The organism is Enterobacter cloacae complex sp. IR5458, assembly GCF_049238025.1.
Taxonomy (GTDB): Bacteria; Pseudomonadota; Gammaproteobacteria; order Enterobacterales; family Enterobacteriaceae; genus Enterobacter; species Enterobacter kobei.
The window spans coordinates 69,836-92,408 of the sequence record NZ_JBMKIF010000007.1; the positions used below are offsets into that span (position 1 = coordinate 69,836).

General features: G+C 55.6%; 23 protein-coding genes. 9 read left to right on the forward strand and 14 right to left on the reverse strand.

Features of this window, described 5'->3' with window-relative positions; all coding sequences use genetic code 11:
- Positions 1–59 precede the first annotated feature (59 nt).
- The 4 genes from ACOTYN_RS07795 to dolP are packed head-to-tail and all read left to right on the forward strand — an operon-like array spanning position 60 to position 3,760.
- Positions 60–2,210 carry a penicillin-binding protein activator gene (locus ACOTYN_RS07795; protein WP_248082343.1) on the forward strand — a complete coding sequence of 717 codons (2,151 nt, stop codon included), beginning with the start codon at positions 60–62 and terminating at the stop codon, positions 2,208–2,210.
- Positions 2,168–2,563 carry a YraN family protein gene (locus ACOTYN_RS07800; RefSeq protein WP_014885358.1) on the forward strand — a complete coding sequence of 132 codons (396 nt, stop codon included), beginning with the start codon at positions 2,168–2,170 and terminating at the stop codon, positions 2,561–2,563. The genes ACOTYN_RS07795 and ACOTYN_RS07800 overlap by 43 nt, the downstream gene beginning before the upstream one ends.
- A 21-nt stretch (positions 2,564–2,584) precedes the next feature.
- Positions 2,585–3,175: a DnaA initiator-associating protein DiaA gene (gene diaA, locus ACOTYN_RS07805; protein WP_003861754.1), complete on the forward strand. Its 591-nt coding sequence runs from the start codon at positions 2,585–2,587 to the stop codon at positions 3,173–3,175.
- Between the two features lie 9 nt (positions 3,176–3,184).
- Entirely contained in the window at positions 3,185–3,760 is a 576-nt protein-coding gene (gene dolP, locus ACOTYN_RS07810; protein ID WP_014171764.1) for a division/outer membrane stress-associated lipid-binding lipoprotein, read from the forward strand.
- A gap of 50 nt (positions 3,761–3,810) precedes the next feature.
- Here dolP and ACOTYN_RS07815 read toward each other — a convergent pair whose 3' ends face one another.
- Both ACOTYN_RS07815 and ACOTYN_RS07820 read right to left on the reverse strand, forming a co-directional pair.
- Positions 3,811–4,848: a permease gene (locus tag ACOTYN_RS07815; protein WP_023337853.1), complete on the reverse strand. Its 1,038-nt coding sequence runs from the start codon at positions 4,846–4,848 to the stop codon at positions 3,811–3,813.
- Positions 4,849–4,888: 40 nt separating this feature from the next.
- Positions 4,889–5,533: an NAD(P)H-binding protein gene (locus tag ACOTYN_RS07820; RefSeq protein ID WP_332957666.1), complete on the reverse strand. Its 645-nt coding sequence runs from the start codon at positions 5,531–5,533 to the stop codon at positions 4,889–4,891.
- Positions 5,534–5,661: 128 nt separating this feature from the next.
- Here ACOTYN_RS07820 and ACOTYN_RS07825 point away from each other — a divergent pair, with 128 nt between their 5' ends.
- Positions 5,662–6,180, forward strand: coding sequence for a type 1 glutamine amidotransferase domain-containing protein (locus ACOTYN_RS07825; RefSeq protein WP_014885361.1), 519 nt, complete (start codon positions 5,662–5,664; stop codon positions 6,178–6,180).
- Here ACOTYN_RS07825 and ACOTYN_RS07830 read toward each other — a convergent pair.
- On the reverse strand, positions 6,160–6,594 hold the full coding sequence (locus tag ACOTYN_RS07830) for a YhbP family protein (protein WP_023331387.1): 435 nt from the start codon (positions 6,592–6,594) through the stop codon (positions 6,160–6,162). The genes ACOTYN_RS07825 and ACOTYN_RS07830 overlap by 21 nt on opposite strands.
- Before the next feature lie 14 nt (positions 6,595–6,608).
- On the opposite strand from ACOTYN_RS07830, the gene ACOTYN_RS07835 reads away from it, so the two are divergent.
- Complete coding sequence (locus tag ACOTYN_RS07835) at positions 6,609–6,938, forward strand: GIY-YIG nuclease family protein (protein WP_023331388.1); 330 nt, start codon at positions 6,609–6,611, stop codon at positions 6,936–6,938.
- Here ACOTYN_RS07835 and ACOTYN_RS07840 read toward each other — a convergent pair.
- A complete protein-coding gene (locus ACOTYN_RS07840) occupies positions 6,925–7,428 on the reverse strand; it encodes a GNAT family N-acetyltransferase (protein WP_014885364.1) in 504 nt (167 codons plus the stop codon). The two genes, ACOTYN_RS07835 and ACOTYN_RS07840, sit on opposite strands and share 14 nt — an antisense overlap.
- The gene (gene ubiT, locus ACOTYN_RS07845) at positions 7,422–7,946 is read right to left on the reverse strand and encodes a ubiquinone anaerobic biosynthesis accessory factor UbiT (RefSeq protein WP_014885365.1); all 525 of its coding nucleotides are present in this window, start codon (positions 7,944–7,946) and stop codon (positions 7,422–7,424) included. The genes ACOTYN_RS07840 and ubiT overlap by 7 nt, the downstream gene beginning before the upstream one ends.
- Before the next feature lie 211 nt (positions 7,947–8,157).
- On the opposite strand from ubiT, the gene ubiU reads away from it, so the two are divergent.
- From ubiU to ACOTYN_RS07860, 3 genes are all read left to right on the forward strand, one after another.
- The gene (gene ubiU / locus ACOTYN_RS07850) at positions 8,158–9,153 is read left to right on the forward strand and encodes a ubiquinone anaerobic biosynthesis protein UbiU (RefSeq protein ID WP_014885366.1); all 996 of its coding nucleotides are present in this window, start codon (positions 8,158–8,160) and stop codon (positions 9,151–9,153) included.
- Between the two features lie 7 nt (positions 9,154–9,160).
- Positions 9,161–10,039 (forward strand): U32 family peptidase, encoded by an 879-nt coding sequence (locus tag ACOTYN_RS07855; RefSeq protein ID WP_071922868.1) that lies wholly within the window; start codon positions 9,161–9,163, stop codon positions 10,037–10,039.
- A 78-nt stretch (positions 10,040–10,117) separates the two neighbouring features.
- Positions 10,118–11,125, forward strand: coding sequence for a luciferase-like monooxygenase (locus ACOTYN_RS07860; RefSeq protein ID WP_071922867.1), 1,008 nt, complete (start codon positions 10,118–10,120; stop codon positions 11,123–11,125).
- A gap of 62 nt (positions 11,126–11,187) precedes the next feature.
- On the opposite strand, the gene mtr is transcribed toward ACOTYN_RS07860, so the two are convergent.
- The 9 genes from mtr to infB all read right to left on the reverse strand — a co-directional run bounded on the left by mtr (position 11,188) and on the right by infB (position 22,561).
- Complete coding sequence (mtr, locus tag ACOTYN_RS07865; protein ID WP_059373477.1) at positions 11,188–12,432, reverse strand: tryptophan permease; 1,245 nt, start codon at positions 12,430–12,432, stop codon at positions 11,188–11,190.
- A gap of 142 nt (positions 12,433–12,574) precedes the next feature.
- Complete coding sequence (locus ACOTYN_RS07870) at positions 12,575–14,452, reverse strand: DEAD/DEAH family ATP-dependent RNA helicase (RefSeq protein WP_071922866.1); 1,878 nt, start codon at positions 14,450–14,452, stop codon at positions 12,575–12,577.
- Positions 14,445–14,525, reverse strand: coding sequence for a protein YrbN (gene yrbN, locus ACOTYN_RS07875; protein ID WP_097397692.1), 81 nt, complete (start codon positions 14,523–14,525; stop codon positions 14,445–14,447). Before yrbN ends, ACOTYN_RS07870 begins: the two co-directional genes overlap by 8 nt.
- A 107-nt stretch (positions 14,526–14,632) precedes the next feature.
- Positions 14,633–15,517, reverse strand: coding sequence for a lipoprotein NlpI (nlpI, locus tag ACOTYN_RS07880; RefSeq protein WP_013098912.1), 885 nt, complete (start codon positions 15,515–15,517; stop codon positions 14,633–14,635).
- A 109-nt stretch (positions 15,518–15,626) separates the two neighbouring features.
- Entirely contained in the window at positions 15,627–17,765 is a 2,139-nt protein-coding gene (gene pnp, locus ACOTYN_RS07885) for a polyribonucleotide nucleotidyltransferase (protein ID WP_023331391.1), read from the reverse strand.
- 242 nt (positions 17,766–18,007) lie between these two features.
- Positions 18,008–18,277: a 30S ribosomal protein S15 gene (gene rpsO / locus ACOTYN_RS07890; protein ID WP_003861789.1), complete on the reverse strand. Its 270-nt coding sequence runs from the start codon at positions 18,275–18,277 to the stop codon at positions 18,008–18,010.
- 154 nt (positions 18,278–18,431) lie between these two features.
- A complete protein-coding gene (gene truB / locus ACOTYN_RS07895) occupies positions 18,432–19,382 on the reverse strand; it encodes a tRNA pseudouridine(55) synthase TruB (RefSeq protein ID WP_014885371.1) in 951 nt (316 codons plus the stop codon).
- Positions 19,382–19,786: a 30S ribosome-binding factor RbfA gene (gene rbfA / locus ACOTYN_RS07900; RefSeq protein WP_014885372.1), complete on the reverse strand. Its 405-nt coding sequence runs from the start codon at positions 19,784–19,786 to the stop codon at positions 19,382–19,384. The genes truB and rbfA overlap by 1 nt, the downstream gene beginning before the upstream one ends.
- A gap of 87 nt (positions 19,787–19,873) precedes the next feature.
- Positions 19,874–22,561 carry a translation initiation factor IF-2 gene (gene infB / locus ACOTYN_RS07905; RefSeq protein ID WP_014885373.1) on the reverse strand — a complete coding sequence of 896 codons (2,688 nt, stop codon included), beginning with the start codon at positions 22,559–22,561 and terminating at the stop codon, positions 19,874–19,876.
- Between the last annotated feature and the right edge of the window lie 12 nt (positions 22,562–22,573).

Sequence of the window (22,573 nt, forward strand, 5' to 3'; positions counted from 1 at the left end):
TTCGTCCGTATTGCCGATTTAATATTGAGCATTGCGTAAAAAAAATCACTGGATACAGTATGGTACCGTTAACGTTTCTTCGAAAAAAAGCCACGCGCAGCGTGCCGCTTCTGCTGGCAGCCCTGATCTTTGCAGGCTGCGGCACCCAGGCACCTGACCAGAGCACCGCCCATCTTGAGGGTTCCGCTCAGGCTGATTCTGGCTTTTATCTGCAACAAATGTCGCAGAGTTCAAATGATACCAGGATCAACTGGCAATTACTCGCCATTCGTGCACTGCTGAAAGAGGGAAAAATCCAGCAGGCTGCAGAGCTGTTCGGCCAGCTGCCGAAAGATCTTAACGATACCCAGCGTCTTGAGCAGAGCCTGCTCTCTGCCGAGCTGAAGGTCGCGCAGAAAGAGTATGACAGCGCGAAAAAGATCCTGGGTAGCATCGACCTGAGCGCGCTGGATAAAAACCAGCAGGCACGCTTCTGGCAGGCGGGTATCACCGCTGAACAGGGGCGTCCTTCCCTGACGCTGCTCCGCGCGCTTATCGCTCAGGAACCGCTGCTTGCCGGTGCCGACAAGCAGAAAAATATTGATGCCACCTGGCAGGCTCTTGCCGCCATGACCCCGGATCAGGCAAAGGCGCTGGTCATCAACGCGGATGAGAACGTGCTGCAGGGCTGGCTTGATCTCCAACAGATGTGGTTTAACAACCGCACCGACCCTAAGATGCTGAAGGCCGGTATTACCGACTGGCAGACTCGCTACCCGCAAAACCCGGGCGCCAAAATGCTGCCAACCCAGCTGGTGAACGTGCAGAACTTTAAGCCAGCATCGACCAGCAAAATTGCACTGCTTCTGCCGCTGAATGGTCAGGCGGCGGTGTTTGGCCGTACGATTCAACAGGGCTTTGAAGCGGCGAAAAACGGCACTATGCCGGTGACGGGCAGCGCGGTGCCGGTGCAGGCAGCACAGGCGGCCAACGTGAATGATGTTGTCAGCCCTTCCGCCGCCGAGACCAGCGATCTGACCACGGCGCAAACCCCGGCGCAAGGCACGATGCAAAACCCGGTGACCGCACCGACGACGCCTCCGCCTGCTGCAGAACCAGCAACACAGGCGCCAGTGGAGACACCTGCTTCTCCTGCAGCGCCTGAGGCAACAGCAGAACAAACTCAACAACAGCCAGCACAACCAACCACTCCACCTGCCGCGCAGCCGCAGGCCGTGGCGACCACCAGCGCTAATCCTGGCACCGAACTGAAAATTTACGACACCAGTTCGCAGCCGCTTGACCAGGTACTGGCTCAGGTGCAACAGGACGGGGCGAGCATCGTTGTCGGTCCGCTGTTGAAAAACAACGTGGAAGAGCTGATGAAGAGCAATACCACGCTAAACGTGCTGGCGCTCAACCAGCCGGAGCAGGTTCAGAACCGGGCCAATATTTGCTACTTCGCGCTCTCTCCGGAAGACGAAGCTCGCGATGCGGCACGTCATATCCACGAGCAGGGTAAACAGGCTCCACTGTTGCTCATCCCGCGCAGTACGCTAGGCGATCGCGTAGCGAATGCCTTCGCCGATGAGTGGCAAAAGCTGGGCGGCGGTATCGTGCTGCAGCAGAAATTCGGTTCCGTCTCAGAACTGCGCGCGGGCGTAAACGGCGGAGCGGGTATCGCGCTTAACGGCAGCCCGGTGACCGCCAGCCTGCCACAGCAGCAGGGCGTGACCATTGGTGGACTGACCATCCCTGCCCCACCTACCGATGCGCAGATCGGCGGCGGTGGAAAAGTGGATGCGGCTTATATCGTTGCCACACCGCAAGAGATCGCCTTTATCAAACCGATGATTGCGATGCGTAACGGCAGCCAGAGCGGCGCAACGCTCTATGCCAGTTCCCGCAGCGCGCAAGGCACCGCTGGCCCCGATTTCCGTCTGGAAATGGACGGCCTGCAGTACAGTGAAATTCCGATGCTCGCGGGCAGCAACCCGGCGCTGATGCAGCAGGCGCTGAGCAGCGTACGTAACGACTACTCACTGGCGCGTCTGTATGCCATGGGGGTCGATGCATGGGCGCTGGCGAACCACTTTACCCAGATGCGTCAGGTACCGGGCTTTGAGCTTAACGGCAACACGGGCGATCTGACCGCGACGCAGGACTGCGTGATCAACAGGAAGTTATCATGGCTCAAATACCAGCAGGGACAAATCGTCCCGGCCAGTTAAGCCGTAAAGAGACCGGCGATGCGTGGGAGTTAAAAGCGCGTCGCTGGCTTGAAGGCAAAGGACTGCATTTTATCGCCGCTAACGTTCGCGGACGTGGCGGCGAAATTGATCTGATCATGAAAGAGGGTCAGGTGATTGTGTTTGTAGAAGTCCGCTTTCGACAGTCTTCCCGTTTTGGCGGTGCTGCCGCCAGCGTGACGCTCGCCAAACAACATAAATTATTACAGACTGCCCACTTGTGGCTTGCCCGCCATAATGGAAGTTTTGATACTGTGGATTGCCGGTTCGATGTGATAGCCTTCACCGGAAATGAGATCGAATGGCTTAAAAACGCTTTTGGCGAAGACGCATAATTACGATTTAAAAGGGATAACGTGCTCGAAAGAATTAAAGTGTGCTTCACAGAAAGCATCCAGACTCAGATTGCCGCGGCGGAAGCCCTTCCGGACGCGATCTCTCGTGCTGCAATGACGCTGGTGCAATCCCTGCTTAATGGCAACAAAATCCTCTGTTGTGGCAACGGTACCTCAGCCGCCAACGCACAGCATTTTGCTGCCAGCATGATTAATCGTTTTGAAACCGAACGCCCGAGTTTACCTGCCATTGCACTTAATACCGATAATGTGGTCTTAACAGCGATTGCTAACGATCGTCTGCATGACGAAATTTACGCAAAGCAGGTGCGCGCCCTGGGGCATGCCGGTGATGTGCTGCTGGCCATCTCCACGCGCGGCAACAGTCGGGACATTGTCAAAGCCGTTGAAGCCGCGGTCACCCGTGACATGACTATCGTCGCCTTAACCGGCTATGACGGTGGTGAACTGGCGGGTCTGCTGGGGCCGCAGGATGTGGAAATCCGCATTCCGTCTCACCGTAGCGCACGCATTCAGGAGATGCATATGCTTACGGTAAACTGCTTATGCGATTTGATCGATAACACGCTTTTCCCTCACCAGGATGATTAAGGAGTTTTTATGAAGGCTTTATCGACCCTCGCAGTCCTTATGTCTGCATTGCTGCTTCAGGGATGTATCGCTGCGGCTGTCGTGGGTACTGCCGCAGTAGGCACCAAAGCGGCGACCGATCCACGCTCTGTAGGAACGCAGGTGGATGACGGTACGCTGGAGCTGCGCGTCAACAGTGCGCTGTCGAAAGACGAACAAATTAAGAAAGAAGCGCGTATCAATGTGACGGCTTATCAGGGCAAAGTCCTGCTGACGGGTCAGTCACCGAATACCGAACTCTCCAGCCGCGCGAAACAGATCGCCATGGGCGTTGAGGGCACTACGGAAGTCTTCAATGAAATCCGTCAGGGCCAGCCAATCAGCCTGGGTACGGCGTCGTCTGACACCTGGATCACCACAAAAGTCCGTTCCCAGCTGCTGGGTTCAGATCAGGTGAAATCCTCAAACGTAAAAGTGACGACCGAAAACGGTGAAGTGTTCCTGCTGGGTCTGGTTACCGACCGTGAAGGGAAAGCGGCAGCGGATATCGCCAGCCGGGTCAGCGGCGTGAAGCACGTCACCACCGCGTTTACTTACATCAAATAAAAAAACCTCACTGTAGGCCCGGTAAGCGTAGCGCCACCGGGCTTTTTTTTTCACAGAAGCGCAATGCTTCCCACCAGCACCCCACTTAACGCTACCAGCCCCGCTGTCAGCCACAGCGCTTTTGCCGGGAAAGACTTACGCAGCATGACAAGCGACGGCAAACTAATGGCCGGCAAGGTGATAAGCAGCGCCAGCGCGGGCGCGGTGCCCATGCCAGCCAGCATCATGGTCTGAACAATCGGAATTTCAGCCGCCGTTGGGATCACAAACAGGCAGCCAGCAACGGCCATCGCAATCACCCACATCAGCGTGTTATCAATCGCGCCATCCGCATGCGGGAACAGCCAGACGCGCGCCGCGCCGAGCACCAGAACCGCCAGGATATAAACCGGAATGGTGCTCCAGAAAAGTTGCCACAGCGCTTTACCCCAGCGGGCAAAGAAACTGCCCTGCGGCTCGCTGATGTCCAGTTCAACAGAAGCGGGCTCTGGCGCTTTCTCTTTCACCAGATTTTGCACCAGCGTCGCCACCACCAGCACCGTCAGCAGCCCGGCAACCAGGCGGATAGCCGCAAAATGCCAGCCGAGCACAAAGCCCATAAACACCAGCGTTGCTGGGTTGAGCAGCGGGTTGCCCATCCAGAACGCCAGTGCACCGCCCATCGAGACACGCTGACGGCGCATTCCTGCGGCCACAGGGGCTGCACAGCATGAACACATCATGCCCGGCAGAGAGAAAATCGTCCCCAGCAAGGTGCCCTGAAAGCGTGGCTGCCCGAGGGTTTTCACCAGCCAGTTTCGCGGAATAAGTACCTGAATCAGCGACCCCAACAAGACGCCTAATACCGCAGCTTTCCAGACAGCCAGGAAGTAGACCATGGCGTAATCCCACGCCGCCTTCAGCGGGCTGGCATCCGCCTGCGCGAGTATCGATTTACCAATGCTGTGCGTTTCGGCGGCGGTGAAGGCCTTGCCATAGTACGGCTGCCATTTCACATACCAGAGGCCAATGATGACCACGAGAAAGAAGAGTGCGGGCTTCCACCATTGGACAGGTGTCGCCGCCTGAGATGAAGACTGACCAGTCATACCATTCCCCGGAGAGTGTTATTGAATAAGCCGGAGAAGTTTACGCCTCGCCCTGCGCGATTTCACGCAGTTTTGCCGAAGGGATGATATTGACCCCTTCCTGCGACGGTGCCAGCGCCTCTTTCAGCATCGCCTGCGCGACATCCCGCGCCTCAATGGACTTCCAGTTACCCGGCAGGATGCGAAACAGCGGAGCGAAAACAGACTCGTTAAAGCGCCGTTCGTCGCGGTGCCCCATCAGCATGGAAGGCCGCACAATGGTCAGATATTCCCACTTCTGGTCAATCAGCGCCTCTTCCATCTTGCCCTTCACCTGGTTGTAAAAAAACGGCGAGCCGTTGCTCGCGCCGTGAGAACTGACCACCAGAAAATGCTTTGCCCCCAATTTTTTCGCCGTCAGTGCGGTATCCACAACCAGTGTGTAATCCGCATGGACAAAGGCTTCTTTACTGCCCGCCTCACGCCGCGTCGTACCGAGGCAGCAAAAGGCGATATCAATCGGGTCCTGCACCTGCGCCAGCGCGTCGGTGAGCTGCGGGTCGTGCGGGTTAAAGACGCCGGAGATATCCAGCAGCGGGCGACGCGTCGGTGCGGCGATATAGTTAATATGGCGATCCTGGATCAGCAGCCGCAGCAGATGCCCGCCGACCAGCCCGGTTGCGCCCGTAATCAGTACCTGGCTCATCGTATCCCCTTTACAGAATTGTCCGTTTGCGAACTCAGCGTGGTCGACCACACTTAGAAGTCTGTGACAGGTAAGTATTTACCACAAGCGGAGAAAAATCAGTCTGAAGCCAAAACAACGGAGGAAGCATGGGCAAGAAAATCGCAGTCTTGATTACCGACGAGTTTGAAGATTCAGAATTCACCTCTCCTGCAGAGGCATTCCGCAAGGCGGGACATGAGGTCATTACCATTGAGAAAGAAGCGGGCAAAACGGTGAAAGGCCATAAGGGCGAAGCCAGCGTGACCATCGACGAAACCATCGATAACGTCAGCCCGTCTGATTTCGACGCCCTGCTGTTACCCGGCGGCCATTCACCGGATTCCCTGCGCGGGGACGAGCGTTTCGTCACTTTCACACGTGATTTTGTCGCTACCGGAAAACCGGTCTTTGCTATCTGTCACGGCCCGCAGCTGCTGATCAGCGCCGACGTGGTCCGCGGACGTAAGCTGACGGCGGTGAAACCGATCGTGATCGATCTGAAAAATGCGGGGGCTGAGTTTTACGATCAGGAAGTGGTCAACGACAAAGACCAGTTGATCACCAGCCGGACCCCGGACGATCTTCCGGCGTTTAACCGGGAAGCGCTACGCCTGCTCGGCGCGTAGCCAGTGAAGCTTCTTGCCAAAGCCCAGCGTGTTGTCGGTAAATTTCAGCTCATCGAGGCGGATTTCCCACACCGGGGCTTTTAGCGCAGCGGCAACCGGGAAGCGGCGCGTGTAGTGCTTACGGCGCGCGTCGCTCTCTTCTCCCTCCAGCCGACGGATCTCTCCCTTGAACTGCACGCCACGGATCAGCGCGACCGTTTTGGGCTGGCCATTTACCGTACCCGCCACCTTCGCCTGCTGGCCGGTCATTTGCGCATGCCGCGTTTTGTCTTCGCTCATGACATAGAAGGCTACACGCTCGGGATCGTAGTAATAAAAGGCGTTCGCGCACCACATCTCTTCGTCTTTACAGACGCACCAGGTGACGACATGCTGCTTCGCCAGCCAGCGGTTAATGGCTGCCAGTGTTTCCATTTTCGCTCTCTCTCATGCTATGGTGCGTTCACCTTAACATACTGAATCTGTTTACCGTGTGCTGGTTTCTCTATCTCGTCCGAACCGCTGATAACGCACTCTACACCGGGATCACTACCGATGTGGCGCGGCGTTTTTTACAACATCAAACGGGGAAAGGGGCAAAAGCGCTGCGGGGGAAAGGTGAACTTCAGCTGGCTTTTTACGCCGCCGTCGGCGACAGGTCGCTGGCGCTCAGGCTGGAATACCGGATTAAACAGCTGACGAAGCGCCAGAAAGAGCGCCTCGTTACCGGAGACGGCTCATTTGAGGCGCTACGCGAAAGCCTGCTCAGAAACGATTGAAGTGATCGTGGTAATCAACCAGGCCACTCACACCGTTCAGGGCATCATCCGCCAGGCGATGTACCTGGAAGGCGGATTCGGTACCCGGCCAGCGGCAGCGCAGATCGTAATGCGCGGCCTGCTCGAAGCCTAAGCGGCCATAAAATGCCGGATCGCCCAGCGTGACCACGGCGGCATAGCCAAACTCATTCAGCGAGTCCAGCCCTTCATACACCAGCTGGCGCGCCAGGCCCTGGCCGCGATAGTTCTCATCGACCGCCAGCGGTGCCATGCCTACCCACTGCAGATCTTCGCCCTGAACAATTACCGGGCTGAAAGCAACATAGCCAACAACCTGACCTTCGTCATCGGTGGCTACCAGCCCTAAAGTAATCAGGCCGTCTTCACGGAGATCGTGGACCAGTTGGGCCTCCGCATCGCTCTCAAAAGCGCGGCGTAACAACGCATCGATACCCGGTGCATCAATCCCAATTTCGACTCGAATCAGCATGGCTCACCTACTGAAGTGTGTTTACTGTCAGGCGGGGTTTTCAGCCCAGCCTCAACGAAATCTGCCATTTGCATCAACATCACGCGCAGCGCTTTCGGCATCTGCTCCAGCTCAATGGCATCCATTAAATTTTTCACGTACAGACCCAGCTCCGTATCGCCTTCAATGACCAGACGGCGCTGGAAGAATAACGTATCCGGATCCTGTTTACGCGCGGCGATCATCAGCAGATCGCTGGCACTGGCGCTAAAGCTCACATCCGCCTCGGCGGACTCACGTACAATGAGTTGATCATTCTCAACCGAGGTAAACCAGCGCAGCCCGATGTCACGCACCTCAATGCTCAGCCAGCGGCCTTCCAGAAACTCCAGCTCGCCGTCCTGCAGCGCCTGGCGGAATTGCCAGCTCAGGACCTGCTCGAGCACCTGACGTTTTAGCGCGAACGGCGCCAGTTTCACCGGCACGCTCAGCATTGATGGACCGAATTGTACGAGACGTGAACGCAGTTTATCCAGCACGAGCTTTACTCCCTGATAGCAATAGTCCCGTTATTTTGCCATATCCGACGCACAACATAGCGGCGTAAATCAACAAACCGTCGTCCGGTGACGCTCATTATTGGTGTCATCAATACGCCATTAGCTGCCTTAAATCAAAAATTGTCGCCCAGGGGTTAATTAAAATCCCAGCTCGTTAACAATTTTGCGATCGACTACATCAGGATAATTTATGGAGCTGCTCTGCCCTGCCGGTAACCTACCGGCGCTTAAGGCGGCCATCGAAAATGGGGCCGATGCGGTCTATATCGGGCTGAAAGATGATACCAACGCCCGCCATTTTGCTGGCCTCAACTTTACGGAGAAAAAGCTTCAGGAAGCCGTTAACTTCGTTCACCAGCACCGCCGCAAACTGCATATTGCCATTAATACCTTTGCGCATCCTGACGGCTATGCCCGCTGGCAGCGCGCGGTAGATATGGCCGCACAGCTGGGTGCCGATGCGTTAATCCTGGCCGACCTCGCCATGCTTGAGTATGCGGCAGAACGCTATCCGCATATTGAGCGCCACGTCTCTGTTCAGGCATCAGCCACGAATGAAGAGGCCGTGCGTTTTTATCATCAACACTTTGACGTCGCTCGCGTGGTGCTGCCCCGCGTGCTCTCCATTCATCAGGTTAAGCAACTCGCGCGCGTCACGCCAGTGCCGCTGGAAGTTTTTGCCTTTGGCAGCCTGTGCATCATGGCCGAAGGCCGTTGCTACCTTTCTTCTTATTTAACCGGTGAATCACCCAATACCGTTGGGGCCTGCTCTCCTGCCCGCTTTGTCCGCTGGCAACAAACCCCGCAGGGGCTGGAATCACGCCTGAATGAAGTGTTGATTGACCGCTATCAGGACGGCGAAAACGCGGGTTATCCAACGTTATGCAAAGGTCGATATCTGGTTGACGGTGAGCGCTACCACGCGCTGGAAGAGCCTACCAGCCTCAACACGCTGGAGTTGCTGCCGGAACTGCTGGCGGCGAATATTGCCTCGGTAAAAATTGAAGGTCGCCAGCGTAGCCCGGCCTATGTGAGCCAGGTGGCGAAAGTCTGGCGTCAGGCTATCGACCGCTGCATGGCGGACCCGCAAAACTATGCTCCGCAGGCAGCCTGGATGGAGACGCTCGGTTCTATGTCCGAAGGCACGCAAACGACGCTTGGCGCGTATCACCGTAAATGGCAGTGAGATAACCATGAAATATTCATTAGGACCGGTGCTCTACTACTGGCCAAAAGAGACGCTGGAAGATTTTTACCAACAGGCCGCCACCAGCAGCGCTGATGTGATTTATCTCGGTGAAGCCGTGTGCAGCAAGCGCCGCGCCACCAAAGTGGGCGACTGGCTGGAGATGGCGAAAAGTCTCGTCGGAAGCGGTAAACAGGTGGTGCTCTCGACGCTCGCGCTGGTGCAAGCCTCGTCCGAACTGGGTGAACTGAAACGCTACGTTGAAAACGGTGAGTTCCTGCTGGAAGCGAGTGACCTGGGCGTGGTCAACATGTGCGCCGAACGTAAGTTACCGTTCGTCGCGGGTCATGCACTGAACTGCTATAACGCCGTCACGCTGCGCCTGCTGCTCAAACAGGGAATGACGCGCTGGTGTATGCCGGTGGAACTCTCCCGCGACTGGCTGGTAAACCTGCTGACGCAGTGTGACGATCTCGGCATTCGCAATCAATTTGAAGTGGAAGTGCTGAGCTACGGCCATCTTCCGCTGGCTTATTCCGCGCGCTGCTTTACCGCGCGTTCGGAAGACCGCCCGAAAGACGAGTGTGAAACCTGCTGCATCAAGTACCCGAACGGGCGCAGCGTGCTATCCCAGGAAAATCAGCAGGTGTTTGTCCTGAACGGGATCCAGACCATGAGCGGCTATGTCTATAACCTGGGCAACGAACTGGCGTCAATGGACGGCCTGGTGGATATGGTGCGTTTATCCCCTCTGGATACCGGCGTGTTCACAATGCTGGACGCCTTCCGCGCAAATGAAACCGGCGCAGCTCCGCTGCCGCTAACGGCAAACAGCGACTGTAATGGTTACTGGAAACGCCTGGCCGGGCTGGAACTGCAGGCCTAAAAAAGGCTCACTTTGTTAACAACGGTTATCATTTTTTAATGCAGTATTAAAGATTGACCGTCGACAAAGTGAGCTGTTATGACTGACAAAACCCTTCCGTTTTCGGTGCTGGACCTGGCGCCGATCCCACAAGGCTCCTCGGCCAGAGAAGCCTTTTCGCATTCTCTCGATCTGGCTCAACTGGCTGAAAAGCGTGGCTACCATCGCTACTGGCTGGCCGAGCACCACAACATGGTCGGTATTGCCAGCGCCGCCACCTCGGTTCTGATTGGTTATCTGGCGGCGAACACAACGACATTGCACCTGGGCTCCGGTGGCGTGATGCTGCCGAACCACGCCCCGCTGGTGATTGCCGAGCAGTTTGGCACGCTAAATACCCTCTATCCTGGCCGTATTGATTTGGGGCTGGGTCGTGCGCCGGGTAGCGACCAGCCGACCATGCGCGCCTTGCGTCGCCATATGAGCGGCGATATCGACAACTTCCCGCGCGATGTGGCTGAACTGGTTGACTGGTTTGACGCGCGCGATCCGAACCCACACGTGCGCCCGGTGCCGGGCTACGGCGAGAAGATCCCGGTGTGGCTGCTGGGTTCAAGTCTTTATAGCGCGCAGCTTGCCGCGCAGCTGGGTCTGCCGTTTGCGTTTGCCTCGCATTTCGCACCGGATATGCTGCATCAGGCTCTGCATCTCTATCGTACGAACTTTAAACCGTCTGGACGTCTGGAGAAACCGTACGCGATGGTGTGTATTAACATCATTGCCGCCGACAGTAATCGCGATGCTGAATTCCTGTTTACCTCCATGCAGCAGGCGTTTGTGAAGTTGCGCCGCGGTGAGACGGGGCAACTTCCACCGCCGGTGGAGAATATGCATCAGCTGTGGTCTGCCTCTGAGCAGTATGGCGTGCAGCAGGCGCTGAGCATGTCACTGGTGGGGGATAAAGCGAATGTGCGGCACGGTCTGGAAGCGGTGCTGCGTGAAACGCAGGCGGATGAGATTATGGTTAACGGCCAGATTTTCGATCACCAGGCGCGTTTGCATTCGTTTGATTTGGCGATGCAGGTGAAAGAGGAGTTGGTGGGGTAGTTTTTTGCTTTGCTCCCTCTCCCTTTGGGAGAGGGTCGGGGTGAGGGGGCAAGCCGCACGTTTTACTGGTATACCGGCAACAGATTAAAGCTCGACAGCACGTGAATCACCGCGTTACCCACCCCAAACACCAGAATCAGCGCAATCATCGGTTTGCCACCCCAGACGCGGAATTTAGGACTACCGAAGCGTTTACGTGATTTACGCGCCAGCAGCGCCGGCACAATCGCCGCCCAGATGGTTGCCGCCAGACCCGCATAGCCGATGGCGTACAGGAAACCGTTCGGCCACAGCAGCCCCCCCGCAACGGGCGGCAGGAACGTCAGCAGCGCCGTTTTGAAACGTCCCATCGCGGAATCATCAAAGCCAAACAGATCCGCCAGGTAGTCAAACAGACCCAGCGTCACGCCGAGGAAAGAGCTCGCCACGGCAAAGTTGGAGAAGATCACCAGCAGCAGATCCAGGCTACGGCTGTTCAGCACGCCGCTCAACGCCTGAACCAGCACATCAATGTTACCGCCCTTCTGCGCAATATCGATGAACGCCGGGCGCGGGATGTTGCCCATCGTACCCAGCAGCCAAATTACATACAGGCCCAGCGCCAGCAGCGTACCGTAGACCAGACACTTCACGATGGTGCGTGGATCTTTGCCGTAGTACTTCATCAGGCTCGGCACGTTACCGTGGTAGCCAAACGATGCCAGACAGAACGGCAGCGTCATCAGCAGGTACGGGGTGTAGGAAGTATTCACTTCCGCGACATTAAACAGCGTGGCGGGCGTGACGTGCCCCAGCAGGCTACCGAAGGTCAGGAAGAAGGTGATGACCTTGGCGCCCAACACAATCGCCGTCATGCGGCTCACCGCTTTGGTACTCATCCAGACGATAAAGGCCACGCCCAGAGCAAAACACAGACCCGCCAGACGCGCCGGAACGTTTAGCGACATCTCAGCAAAGGTGTGGTGCAGTATCGAACCGCTCGCGGAAATGTACGCGTAGGTCAGAATGTAGAGCACAAACGCGATGGAAAGCCCGTTTACCAGGTTCCAGCCCTTGCCCAGCAGATCTTTGGTGATGGTGTCGAAGCTGGAGCCAATGCGGTAGTTGAGGTTCGCCTCAAGGATCATCAGCCCGGAATGGAGCATACAGAACCAGGTAAAGACCAGCGCCGCCAGCGACCAGAAGAACCACGCACCGGACATGACCACGGGCAGGGAGAACATCCCGGCACCTATAATGGTTCCGCCGATGATCACCACGCCGCCAAGCAGCGAAGGTGACGTTTGGGTGGTGGTTAGTGTCGCCATACAGCCTTTTCTCCAGTCAATTATGCGGTTCTGCATTTTAGTGTGACGCACTGTACCAGTACAAGAGTACAAAGGGAATAAAAAAAGCCCCGATAGCATTTATCGGGGCTGTATATTTTACTTTACGTCAGAAGCGTAAGGCTTACGCGTCACCGAAACGACGACGGCTGGTGCCTTCTTCACGACGTGGGCCACGGTTTTCGCGGCGCTCGCCGGAGAAACGACGACCTTCACCACCGCGACCTTCTGTGCGACCGCCTTCACGACGCTCGCCGCCGAAACTGCGACCACCGCCACGACGTTCGCCACCACGGTCAGGACGTGGCTGAGCATCGCCCAGCAGCTGCATGTTCATCGGCTTGTTCAGGATGCGGGTGCGAGTAAAGTGCTGCAGTACTTCGCCCGGCATACCTTTTGGCAGCTCGATGGTAGAGTGGGATGCGAACAGCTTGATGTTACCGATGTAACGGCTGCTGATGTCGCCTTCGTTAGCGATCGCGCCAACGATGTGACGAACTTCAACACCATCATCACGGCCCACTTCAATGCGGTACAGTTCCATATCGCCCGCTTCACGGCGTTCACGACGTGGACGGTCTTCACCACCACGCTCTGGACGGTCACCACGTGGGCCACGACGTTCAAAGCGATCGTCACGGTCACGGAATTCACGCTTAGGACGCATTGGCGCATCAGGTGGCACGATCAGAGTACGTTCGCCCTGCGCCATTTTCAGCAGTGCCGCAGCCAAGGTTTCCATGTCCAGCTCTTCGCCTTCAGCCGTAGGCTGAATCTGCGACAGCAGTGCACGGTACTGATCCAGATCGCTGCTTTCCAGCTGCTGCTGTACTTTCGCGGCGAATTTTTCCAGACGGCGTTTGCCCAGCAGTTCTGCGTTTGGCAGTTCAGCTTCTGGAATAGTCAGCTTCATGGTGCGTTCGATGTTACGCAGCAGACGACGCTCGCGGTTCTCAACGAACAGCAGCGCACGGCCCGCACGACCCGCACGACCGGTACGGCCGATACGGTGAACGTAAGACTCGGAATCCATCGGGATGTCGTAGTTAACAACCAGGCTGATACGCTCAACGTCCAGACCACGTGCTGCCACGTCGGTTGCAATCAGGATATCCAGACGACCGTCTTTCAGGCGCTCCAGCGTCTGCTCACGCAGAGCCTGGTTCATGTCACCGTTCAGTGCTGCGCTGTTGTAGCCGTTACGCTCCAGCGCTTCAGCCACTTCCAGGGTCGCGTTTTTGGTACGCACGAAGATAATCGCCGCATCAAAATCTTCCGCTTCCAGGAAACGTACCAGCGCTTCGTTTTTGCGCATGCCGTACACAGACCAGTAGCTCTGGCTGATGTCCGGGCGAGTGGTGACGCTGGACTGAATACGCACTTCCTGAGGATCTTTCATGAAGCGTTTGGTGATACGACGAATCGCTTCTGGCATGGTAGCAGAGAACAGCGCGGTCTGATGACCTTCTGGGATCTGCGCCATGATGGTTTCGACGTCTTCGATGAAGCCCATACGCAGCATTTCATCTGCTTCGTCCAGTACCAGACCACTCAGTTTAGAGAGATCCAGCGTACCGCGCTTCAGGTGATCCAGCAGACGGCCCGGCGTACCGACAACAATCTGTGGGCCCTGGCGCAGGGCGCGTAACTGCACGTCATAACGCTGGCCACCATAAAGGGCTACCACGTTTACGCCGCGCATATGTTTAGAGAATTCCGTCATGGCTTCAGCAACCTGAACAGCCAGTTCACGGGTTGGAGCCAGGACAAGGATCTGCGGTGCACGCAGGTCCGGATCGATGTTGTTCAGCAGCGGCAGCGAGAACGCTGCAGTTTTACCGCTACCAGTCTGGGCCATGCCCAGCACGTCACGACCAGAAAGCAGGTGTGGGATACACTCAGCCTGGATCGGAGATGGTTTTTCGTAACCCAGATCGTTAAGGGCTTCAAGGATAGGAGCCTTCAGGCCCAGATCTGCAAAAGTGGTTTCGAATTCAGCCATGTAGTACAAGTGCCTCGATATTAATGGCGGCCAGTCTACTTAGCTCATCGTGAAAATGATTAGCAATTTTCATTGAAAAGTGTGAACCGGCTCAAAGTAGGTGTATTGACGAACAACAACGCCCTCACCAGTTAAGGTGATGGCAATCAAAAGATTACGGGCTGATGTTTATGTCGTCAGCTATTGCTGGTCCGATTCTGCCAGGTCGTCTTGCTCCTGGCCCAAGAGCGATAATTCCAACAATGCATAACGGTGCTCAACGAAGTTGTGTACGTTGTTAGCAACCGCTAATTTGAACAGTGCCGTAGCGCTGTCCTTATCCCCCAGACTTAGGTAGTACTTACCTAAATAGAAGTTGGTTTCACTGAGATGCTCAGCGAGCGAGGTGTTATCCGTTGCGTCCGCCTTGAGGCGTTCCATCAGCGTTGCTTCGCTGATGTTGCCCAGGTAGAACTCGACAATGTTCCATCCCCACTGTTCCTTGTCCGATTTATCGAAGCGCTGTTTCAGGGCCTCTTTTGCCTGCTTCTCATCGAGCTTCTGCTCAACGATGTAAAGCCACAGGCTACGGAAAGGATCATTAGGATCGTCTTGATAAAACGCCAGCAGATCATCTTGCGCTAACTTATCACGACCGCCGTAGTACAATGCGATACCGCGATTCAAGTGCGCGTAGTTGTAAGTTGGATCAAGCTCAAGTACAGAATCAAACGCTTCATAGGCAGCATCAAAATTGCCTGCCTGCGTTAAATAAATGCCTAAGTAATTGAATACTTCAGGCATATCAGGTCGGATAGCCAGCGCTTGTGAAAAATCATTTCGCGCCAATGCCCTCAGACCGAGACTATCATACAACACTCCGCGCTCATATAAAAGCTGTGCGCGTTCGTCATCGGTTAAAGCCCGACTGGCAAGAATTTGTTCCATGCGTGCCAGAATCACTTCCTGCTGCAAAGTCGGTTGCAATGGCACTGCGAGGACTTCGCTCTTACGCCAGGCAGAGTTGCTGCATCCTGCCAGCGTTAAAGCTGTCGCAACGAAACACCAGCGCAAAAAAGGCTTCATTTCCCACTCCCGAAGACAACTATTGGATGAACGTCCTGTCCCCCGGCGGCTTAACAAGGCGTCCTGCCTGATACCAGGCCCTCCGCAATGCGGAGGGCAAATGGCAACCTTACTCGCCTTGCTGTTCAGCAGCCGGAGTTTCCGGCGCCGCAGCAGGCTGAGACTGCTCGGTTGCTTCTTTAATGCTCAGACGGATACGGCCCTGGCGGTCAACTTCCAGAACTTTAACCGGTACTTCCTGACCCATCTGCAGGTAATCGGTCACTTTCTCAACGCGCTTGTCAGCGATCTGAGAGATGTGAACCAGACCTTCTTTACCGCCACCGATGGCAACGAACGCGCCAAAGTCAACGATACGGGTCACTTTACCGTTGTAGATACGGCCCACTTCGATTTCAGCGGTGATCTCTTCGATACGACGGATAGCGAATTTCGCTTTCTCGCCGTCGGTTGCTGCGATCTTCACAGTACCGTCATCTTCGATTTCGATGGTGGTGCCCGTCTCTTCGGTCAGCGCACGGATTACGGAACCGCCCTTACCGATAACATCTTTGATCTTGTCTGGATTGATCTTGATGGTGTGGATACGTGGAGCGAACTGAGAAATGTCGCCACGCGGCGCGTTAATCGCCTGTTCCATCACGCCCAGGATGTGCAGACGCGCACCTTTAGCCTGGTTCAGAGCAACCTGCATGATCTCTTTGGTGATACCTTCAATTTTGATATCCATCTGCAGTGCAGAGATACCGTCGCGGGAACCCGCCACTTTGAAGTCCATATCGCCGAGGTGATCTTCGTCACCCAGAATGTCAGACAGAACAACGAAGTTGTCGCCTTCTTTCACCAGGCCCATTGCGATACCCGCAACAGCGGCTTTGATCGGCACGCCTGCATCCATCAGTGCCAGAGAAGCACCACATACGGAAGCCATGGAAGAAGAACCGTTAGATTCGGTGATTTCAGACACCACACGTACGGTGTACGGGAATTTGTCAGCTTCTGGCATCACGGCCAGCACGCCGCGCTTCGCCAGACGACCGTGACCAATTTCACGACGCTTCGGCGAGCCAACCATGCCGGTTTCCCCTACGGAGTACGGAGGGAAGTTGTAGTGGAACAGGAAGTTGTCAGTGCGCTCGCCCATCAGTTCGTCGATGATCTGTGCGTCACGAGCGGTACCCAGGGTCGCGGTGACCAGGGCCTGCGTTTCACCACGGGTAAACAGTGCGGAACCGTGAGTACGTGGCAGTACGCCAGTACGCACATCCAGACCACGGATCATGTCTTTTTCACGGCCATCAATACGCGGCTCGCCGGCCAGTACGCGGCTACGAACAACGTTTTTCTCGATAGCGTGCAGGATTTCGCCAATTTCGTTAGCGTCCAGCGTTTCGTCTTCAGCAACCAGGGTCGCGGTCACTTCAGATTTGATCACATCAACCTGAGCATAGCGCTCCTGTTTGTCGGTGATGCGGTACGCGTCGCTCAGACGAGACTCTGCCAGTGCCGCAACACGTGCGTTCAGCGCGTCGTTTGCTGCTTCTGGCTGCCAGTCCCAACGTGGCTTACCGGCTTCTTTCACCAGGTCGTTGATGTTCTGGATAACGATCTGCTGCTGATCGTGGCCGAAGACCACAGCGCCCAGCATCTGGTCTTCGCTCAGCAGTTCTGCTTCGGATTCAACCATCAGAACCGCCGCTTCAGTACCGGCAACAACCAGGTCCAGCTTACTTTCTTTCAGCTCTTCCTGAGTTGGGTTCAGCACGTACTGGTCATTGATGTAACCCACGCGCGCGGCACCGATTGGGCCATTGAATGGAATACCAGACAGTGACAGGGCAGCAGATGCACCGATCATCGCAACGATGTCCGGGTTAACCTGTGGGTTAACGGAAACTACGGTTGCGATAACCTGTACTTCGTTAACGAAGCCTTCCGGGAACAGCGGACGAACCGGGCGGTCAATCAGACGCGCGATCAGGGTTTCGCCTTCGCTTGGACGGCCTTCACGACGGAAGAAACCACCAGGGATTTTACCGGCAGCGTAGGTACGCTCCTGGTAGTTAACGGTCAGCGGGAAGAAGTCCTGACCTGGTTTAGCTTTTTTCTGGCCCACTACGGTGACGAACACCGCGGTGTCATCCATGCTTACCATAACGGCAGCAGTAGCCTGACGTGCCATCATGCCGGTTTCCAGCGTGACGGTATGTTGACCATACTGGAATTTACGAACGATCGGATTCAGCAAAATTCTGTCCTTTCTTAAATGTATGACAGCACACCACCGGCGTGCTGTCGATTTAACCCGACCTTCTTCGCATCCTCGCGACTAATGACAACCGACACCCCCATGGGTGAAGCCTCTCATTAGCCGCGCGAACCTCTGCAATGAAGATCATTTATAGCAACAATACAATAGTTTCCAGTGAATTGCTGCCGTCTGGTTGAAAAAAGGGGCCATCAGGCCCCCTTTTCTGAAACTCGCAAGACTTAGCGACGCAGACCCAGACGCTCGATCAGCGCGGTGTAACGTGCAACATCTTTACGTTTCAGGTAGTCGAGCAGTTTACGACGCTGAGAAACCATACGCAGCAGACCACGACGGCTGTGGTGATCTTTTTTGTGCTCTGCAAAGTGACCCTGCAGGTGGTTAATCTGTGCAGTCAGCAGGGCAACCTGAACTTCGGTAGAACCGCTGTCGTTAGTACCACGACCAAACTCAGAAACGATTTTAGCTTTAGCTTCAACGCTTAGAGACATTTTAAAACTCCAAAGTATAAAGAATGTAAGGGTGCCGATCTCTAATTCAGCGACCCCATGTACGCCTCGCAGATTGTTAAACAATTTACCAGGCGTTAAGCGGCAATATTCTACTCGTCTCCCCTGCTTATCGCAAGATGAGGCGTTATCACCGTCACGCGTCGACCGGATATTCGACGACCAGACGACGCGGCGCAACGCGCCCTTCGCCATCCATTTCGCCCATGCCGATAAACTTACCGTCGTCACCTTCGGTCACACGCACCAGCCCTTCCAGCGGAGCTTCCGCCGTGCGAACCGGGTTGCCGTTCTTAAAGTAAACGGACGATGTTAAAGGAAGATTAACCACCGGGAAGTCCGCTGCCGGACTGTCCATTGGCATCAGCAAGGGATCCAGCAACGCTGCTGGCGCGATCCCCTGTACTTCCGCCTGTTCAACCAGCTCGCGCAGGTGCTCAAGCGTCACCATCCGCTCAACCGGGTACTTACTCACCGCCAGACGGCGCAGGTAGATAACATGCGCACCGCAACCTAGTTTTTCACCGAGGTCGTCGATGATGGTACGAATGTACGTCCCTTTGGAACAGTGCACTTCCAGCTCCAGTTCATCACCTTCGTGGCGAATAAAGAGCAGCTCATACACGGTTATCGGACGGGCTTCGCGCGGAACGTCAATGCCCTGACGCGCATATTCGTAGAGTTTCTTGCCCTGGTATTTCAGGGCGGAATACATCGACGGCACCTGCATCGTGTCCCCGCGGAAGCTCTCCAGCGCAGCGTCAAGCTGTTCAGCACTGAAGGTCACCGGACGTTCTTCCACGACCTGGCCATCCGCGTCGGAGGTATCCGTGCGCTGGCCGAGCTTCGCGATAACGCGGTAACGCTTATCGGAGTCGAGCAGATACTGGGAAAACTTTGTCGCCTCTCCCAGACAGATCGGCAGCATACCGGTCGCCAGCGGATCGAGCGCGCCGGTGTGGCCCGCCCGGTTGGCGTTATAAAGACGCTTCACTTTTTGCAGCACGTCGTTGCTGGATGCCCCCTGCGGTTTGTCCAGCAGCAGCACGCCATGCACGTCGCGACCACGACGACGAGGACGACTCATTAGTCCTCCTTGCTGTCGTCCGTCGGGTTAACACGACGTTCGTCGTCATGTTTCACCACGCTGGTCACCAGATTGGACATGCGCATACCTTCTACCAGCGAGTTGTCGTAGAAGAAGGTCAGCTCAGGCACGATACGCAGACGCATCGCTTTGCCGAGCAGAGAGCGGATAAACCCGGAGGCTTCCTGCAGCGCTTTAATGCCGTTCTTCACGGCCGCTTCGTCCTGATCGTTCAGGAAGGTGACGAACACTTTGGCGTAGGCCAGGTCACGGGACATTTCCACGCCGGACACGGTGGTCATCACGCCGATGCGAGGGTCTTTAATTTCGCGTTGCAGGATAAGCGCGATCTCTTTTTGCATTTCCTGCGCCACGCGCTGTGGGCGACCAAATTCTTTCGCCATAATAAATTCTCCAGACAAAAAAGGGGCTTAAGCCCCTTTTGAAATAATTGCCGGATGGCGCTTCGCTAACCCGGCCTACGATCTCAATTAATCGATGCTGCGTTGGATCTCGATGATTTCGAACACTTCGATCATATCGCCAACGCGTACGTCGTTGTAGTTCTTCACACCGATACCACATTCCATGCCGTTACGGACTTCGTTAACGTCATCTTTGAAGCGGCGCAGAGATTCCAGCTCACCTTCGTAGATAACCACGTTGTCACGCAGTACGCGGATTGGGTTGTGACGCTTGATGGTACCTTCGGTAACCATACAGCCCGCGATCGCACCGAATTTCGGTGATTTGAACACGTCACGCACTTCAGCCAGACCGATGATCTGCTGTTTCAGCTCAGGAGACAGCATGCCGCTCATCGCCGCTTTCACTTCGTCGATCAGGTTATAGATGACGGAGTAGTAGCGCAGATCCAGGCTTTCCGCTTCGATCACGCGGCGAGCAGAAGCATCAGCACGCACGTTGAAGCCTACCAGGATGGCGTTGGACGCAGCAGCCAGGGTCGCGTCGGTTTCGGTGATACCACCTACGCCAGAACCGATGATCTTCACTTTCACTTCGTCGGTAGACAGTTTCAGCAAGGAGTCGGAGATCGCTTCCACAGAACCCTGAACGTCAGCTTTCAGCACAACGTTCACTTCGTGAACTTCACCCTCGGTCATGTTAGCAAACATGTTCTCGAGTTTAGATTTCTGCTGACGAGCCAGTTTAACTTCACGGAATTTGCCCTGACGATACAGTGCCACTTCACGCGCTTTCTTCTCGTCACGCACGACGGTCACTTCGTCACCGGCAGCCGGCACACCGGACAGACCGAGGATTTCAACTGGAATGGACGGACCCGCTTCCAGCACTTCCTGACCCAGTTCGTTACGCATCGCACGAACACGACCGTATTCGAAGCCACACAGAACGATATCGCCCTTAAGCAGGGTACCTTCACGAACCAGAACGGTTGCAACCGGGCCACGACCTTTATCCAGGAAGGATTCGATCACCGCACCGCTCGCCATACCTTTACGCACGGCTTTCAGCTCCAGAACTTCAGCCTGCAGCAGGATAGCGTTCAGAAGGTCGTCAATACCGGTACCCGCTTTAGCAGATACTGGGATGAACTGTGCTTCACCGCCCCACTCTTCCGGCATAACGCCATACTGAGACAGTTCGTTTTTAACACGGTCCAGATCGGCTTCTGGCTTATCGATTTTGTTGACTGCAACAACCAGAGGCACCTGCGCCGCTTTCGCGTGCTGGATAGCTTCGATGGTTTGCGGCATTACGCCGTCGTCTGCAGCAACAACCAGCACAACGATATCCGTTGCCTGAGCACCACGAGCACGCATAGACGTAAACGCTGCGTGGCCTGGGGTATCCAGGAAGGTAATCATACCGTTGTCGGTTTCTACGTGGTAAGCACCGATGTGCTGGGTAATACCACCCGCTTCGCCAGAGGCAACTTTCGTAGAACGAATGTAGTCAAGCAGAGAAGTTTTACCGTGGTCAACGTGACCCATAATGGTCACAACCGGTGCACGCGGTTCAGCCGCAGCGCCAGTATCACGGTCGCTCATTACGGCTTCTTCCAGCTCGTTTTCACGACGCAGGATAACTTTGTGGCCCATCTCTTCGGCAACCAGCTGCGCGGTTTCCTGGTCGATAACCTGGTTGATGGTCGCCATTGCACCCAGCTTCATCATCGCTTTGATGACCTGAGAGCCTTTAACCGCCATCTTGTTCGCCAGTTCGCCAACGGTGATGGTTTCGCCGATCACGACGTCACGGTTAACAGCCTGAGCGGGCTTCTGGAAGCTCTGCTGCAGAGCGGAACCTTTACGCTTGCCACCTTTACCACCGCGAACAGCAGCGCGTGCTTCTTCACGATCGGCTTTGGATTCAGCATGCTTGTTACCTTTCTTCGCCGGACGCGCAGCTTTTGCATTACGACCACGGCCACGGCCGCCTTCTACTTCACGGTCGTTGTCATCTTCAGCCTGACGTGCGTGCTGAGAAGTGGTGACGTGATAGTCGCTGGTGTCTTCAGTCGGTTCAACGGTATTCACACCGTTCTTCTCGTTTTCTTCTGCCATACGGCGTGCTTCTTCAGCGACGCGGCGAGCTTCTTCTTCGAGCTTGCGGCGTGCTTCTTCTTCGGCTTTACGCTTCAGTTCGGCAGCTTCATTTTCACGACGGGCTTTTTCAGCCTGGGCAGTTTTGGTCATTTCGTCTGTCTGTTGATTGCTCACTTTGTCTTTTTCCGCAGCGTCACGCTTCACTTTATCACTGGCGTCGCGTTTCGCTTTTTCTGCGGCCTCACGTTCAGCTTTTAATTCTGCCTCGCGTTTGGCGGCAGCTTCCGCCTCACGCTGAGCTTGTTCTTCCGCTTCACGCTGTGCCTGCTCTTCCGCGGCAAGGCGTTCTGCCTCTTGCGGATCACGTTTTACAAAGGTGCGCGTCTTGCGGACTTCAATTTGTACCGATTTACTTTTGCCACCGGTACCAGGAATATTCAACGTGCTGCGCGTTTTGCGCTGCAGCGTTAACTTGTCAGGCGTAGAACCGTGCTCACGGTTCAGGTGCGTTAACAAGGTTTGTTTTTCTTGCGCGGTCACCGAGTCATCAGCGGACTTCGGGATCCCTGCATCAGCAAATTGCTGTACCAGGCGGTCCACGGAGGTCTGAATCTCAGCAGCCAGCGATTTTACAGTTACATCAGTCATGCTGTTCCTTCC

What these genes read in the sequence shown, in the direction of transcription:
- ACOTYN_RS07835 (WP_023331388.1), top strand. Translation starts at nt 6,609, where the DNA reads ATGCTATGGTGCGTTCACCTTAACATACTGAATCTGTTTACCGTGTGC.
- infB (WP_014885373.1), bottom strand. Translation starts at nt 22,561, where the DNA reads ATGACTGATGTAACTGTAAAATCGCTGGCTGCTGAGATTCAGACCTCC.
- ACOTYN_RS07825 (WP_014885361.1), top strand. Translation starts at nt 5,662, where the DNA reads ATGGGCAAGAAAATCGCAGTCTTGATTACCGACGAGTTTGAAGATTCA.
- ACOTYN_RS07795 (WP_248082343.1), top strand. Translation starts at nt 60, where the DNA reads ATGGTACCGTTAACGTTTCTTCGAAAAAAAGCCACGCGCAGCGTGCCG.
- ACOTYN_RS07870 (WP_071922866.1), bottom strand. Translation starts at nt 14,452, where the DNA reads ATGGCTGAATTCGAAACCACTTTTGCAGATCTGGGCCTGAAGGCTCCT.
- nlpI (WP_013098912.1), bottom strand. Translation starts at nt 15,517, where the DNA reads ATGAAGCCTTTTTTGCGCTGGTGTTTCGTTGCGACAGCTTTAACGCTG.
- rpsO (WP_003861789.1), bottom strand. Translation starts at nt 18,277, where the DNA reads ATGTCTCTAAGCGTTGAAGCTAAAGCTAAAATCGTTTCTGAGTTTGGT.
- ACOTYN_RS07820 (WP_332957666.1), bottom strand. Translation starts at nt 5,533, where the DNA reads ATGAGCCAGGTACTGATTACGGGCGCAACCGGGCTGGTCGGCGGGCAT.
- ACOTYN_RS07815 (WP_023337853.1), bottom strand. Translation starts at nt 4,848, where the DNA reads ATGACTGGTCAGTCTTCATCTCAGGCGGCGACACCTGTCCAATGGTGG.
- ACOTYN_RS07855 (WP_071922868.1), top strand. Translation starts at nt 9,161, where the DNA reads ATGAAATATTCATTAGGACCGGTGCTCTACTACTGGCCAAAAGAGACG.
- mtr (WP_059373477.1), bottom strand. Translation starts at nt 12,432, where the DNA reads ATGGCGACACTAACCACCACCCAAACGTCACCTTCGCTGCTTGGCGGC.
- ACOTYN_RS07840 (WP_014885364.1), bottom strand. Translation starts at nt 7,428, where the DNA reads ATGCTGATTCGAGTCGAAATTGGGATTGATGCACCGGGTATCGATGCG.
- truB (WP_014885371.1), bottom strand. Translation starts at nt 19,382, where the DNA reads ATGAGTCGTCCTCGTCGTCGTGGTCGCGACGTGCATGGCGTGCTGCTG.
- ACOTYN_RS07860 (WP_071922867.1), top strand. Translation starts at nt 10,118, where the DNA reads ATGACTGACAAAACCCTTCCGTTTTCGGTGCTGGACCTGGCGCCGATC.
- ubiU (WP_014885366.1), top strand. Translation starts at nt 8,158, where the DNA reads ATGGAGCTGCTCTGCCCTGCCGGTAACCTACCGGCGCTTAAGGCGGCC.
- yrbN (WP_097397692.1), bottom strand. Translation starts at nt 14,525, where the DNA reads ATGAAAATTGCTAATCATTTTCACGATGAGCTAAGTAGACTGGCCGCC.
- ACOTYN_RS07800 (WP_014885358.1), top strand. Translation starts at nt 2,168, where the DNA reads ATGGCTCAAATACCAGCAGGGACAAATCGTCCCGGCCAGTTAAGCCGT.
- ACOTYN_RS07830 (WP_023331387.1), bottom strand. Translation starts at nt 6,594, where the DNA reads ATGGAAACACTGGCAGCCATTAACCGCTGGCTGGCGAAGCAGCATGTC.
- rbfA (WP_014885372.1), bottom strand. Translation starts at nt 19,786, where the DNA reads ATGGCGAAAGAATTTGGTCGCCCACAGCGCGTGGCGCAGGAAATGCAA.
- dolP (WP_014171764.1), top strand. Translation starts at nt 3,185, where the DNA reads ATGAAGGCTTTATCGACCCTCGCAGTCCTTATGTCTGCATTGCTGCTT.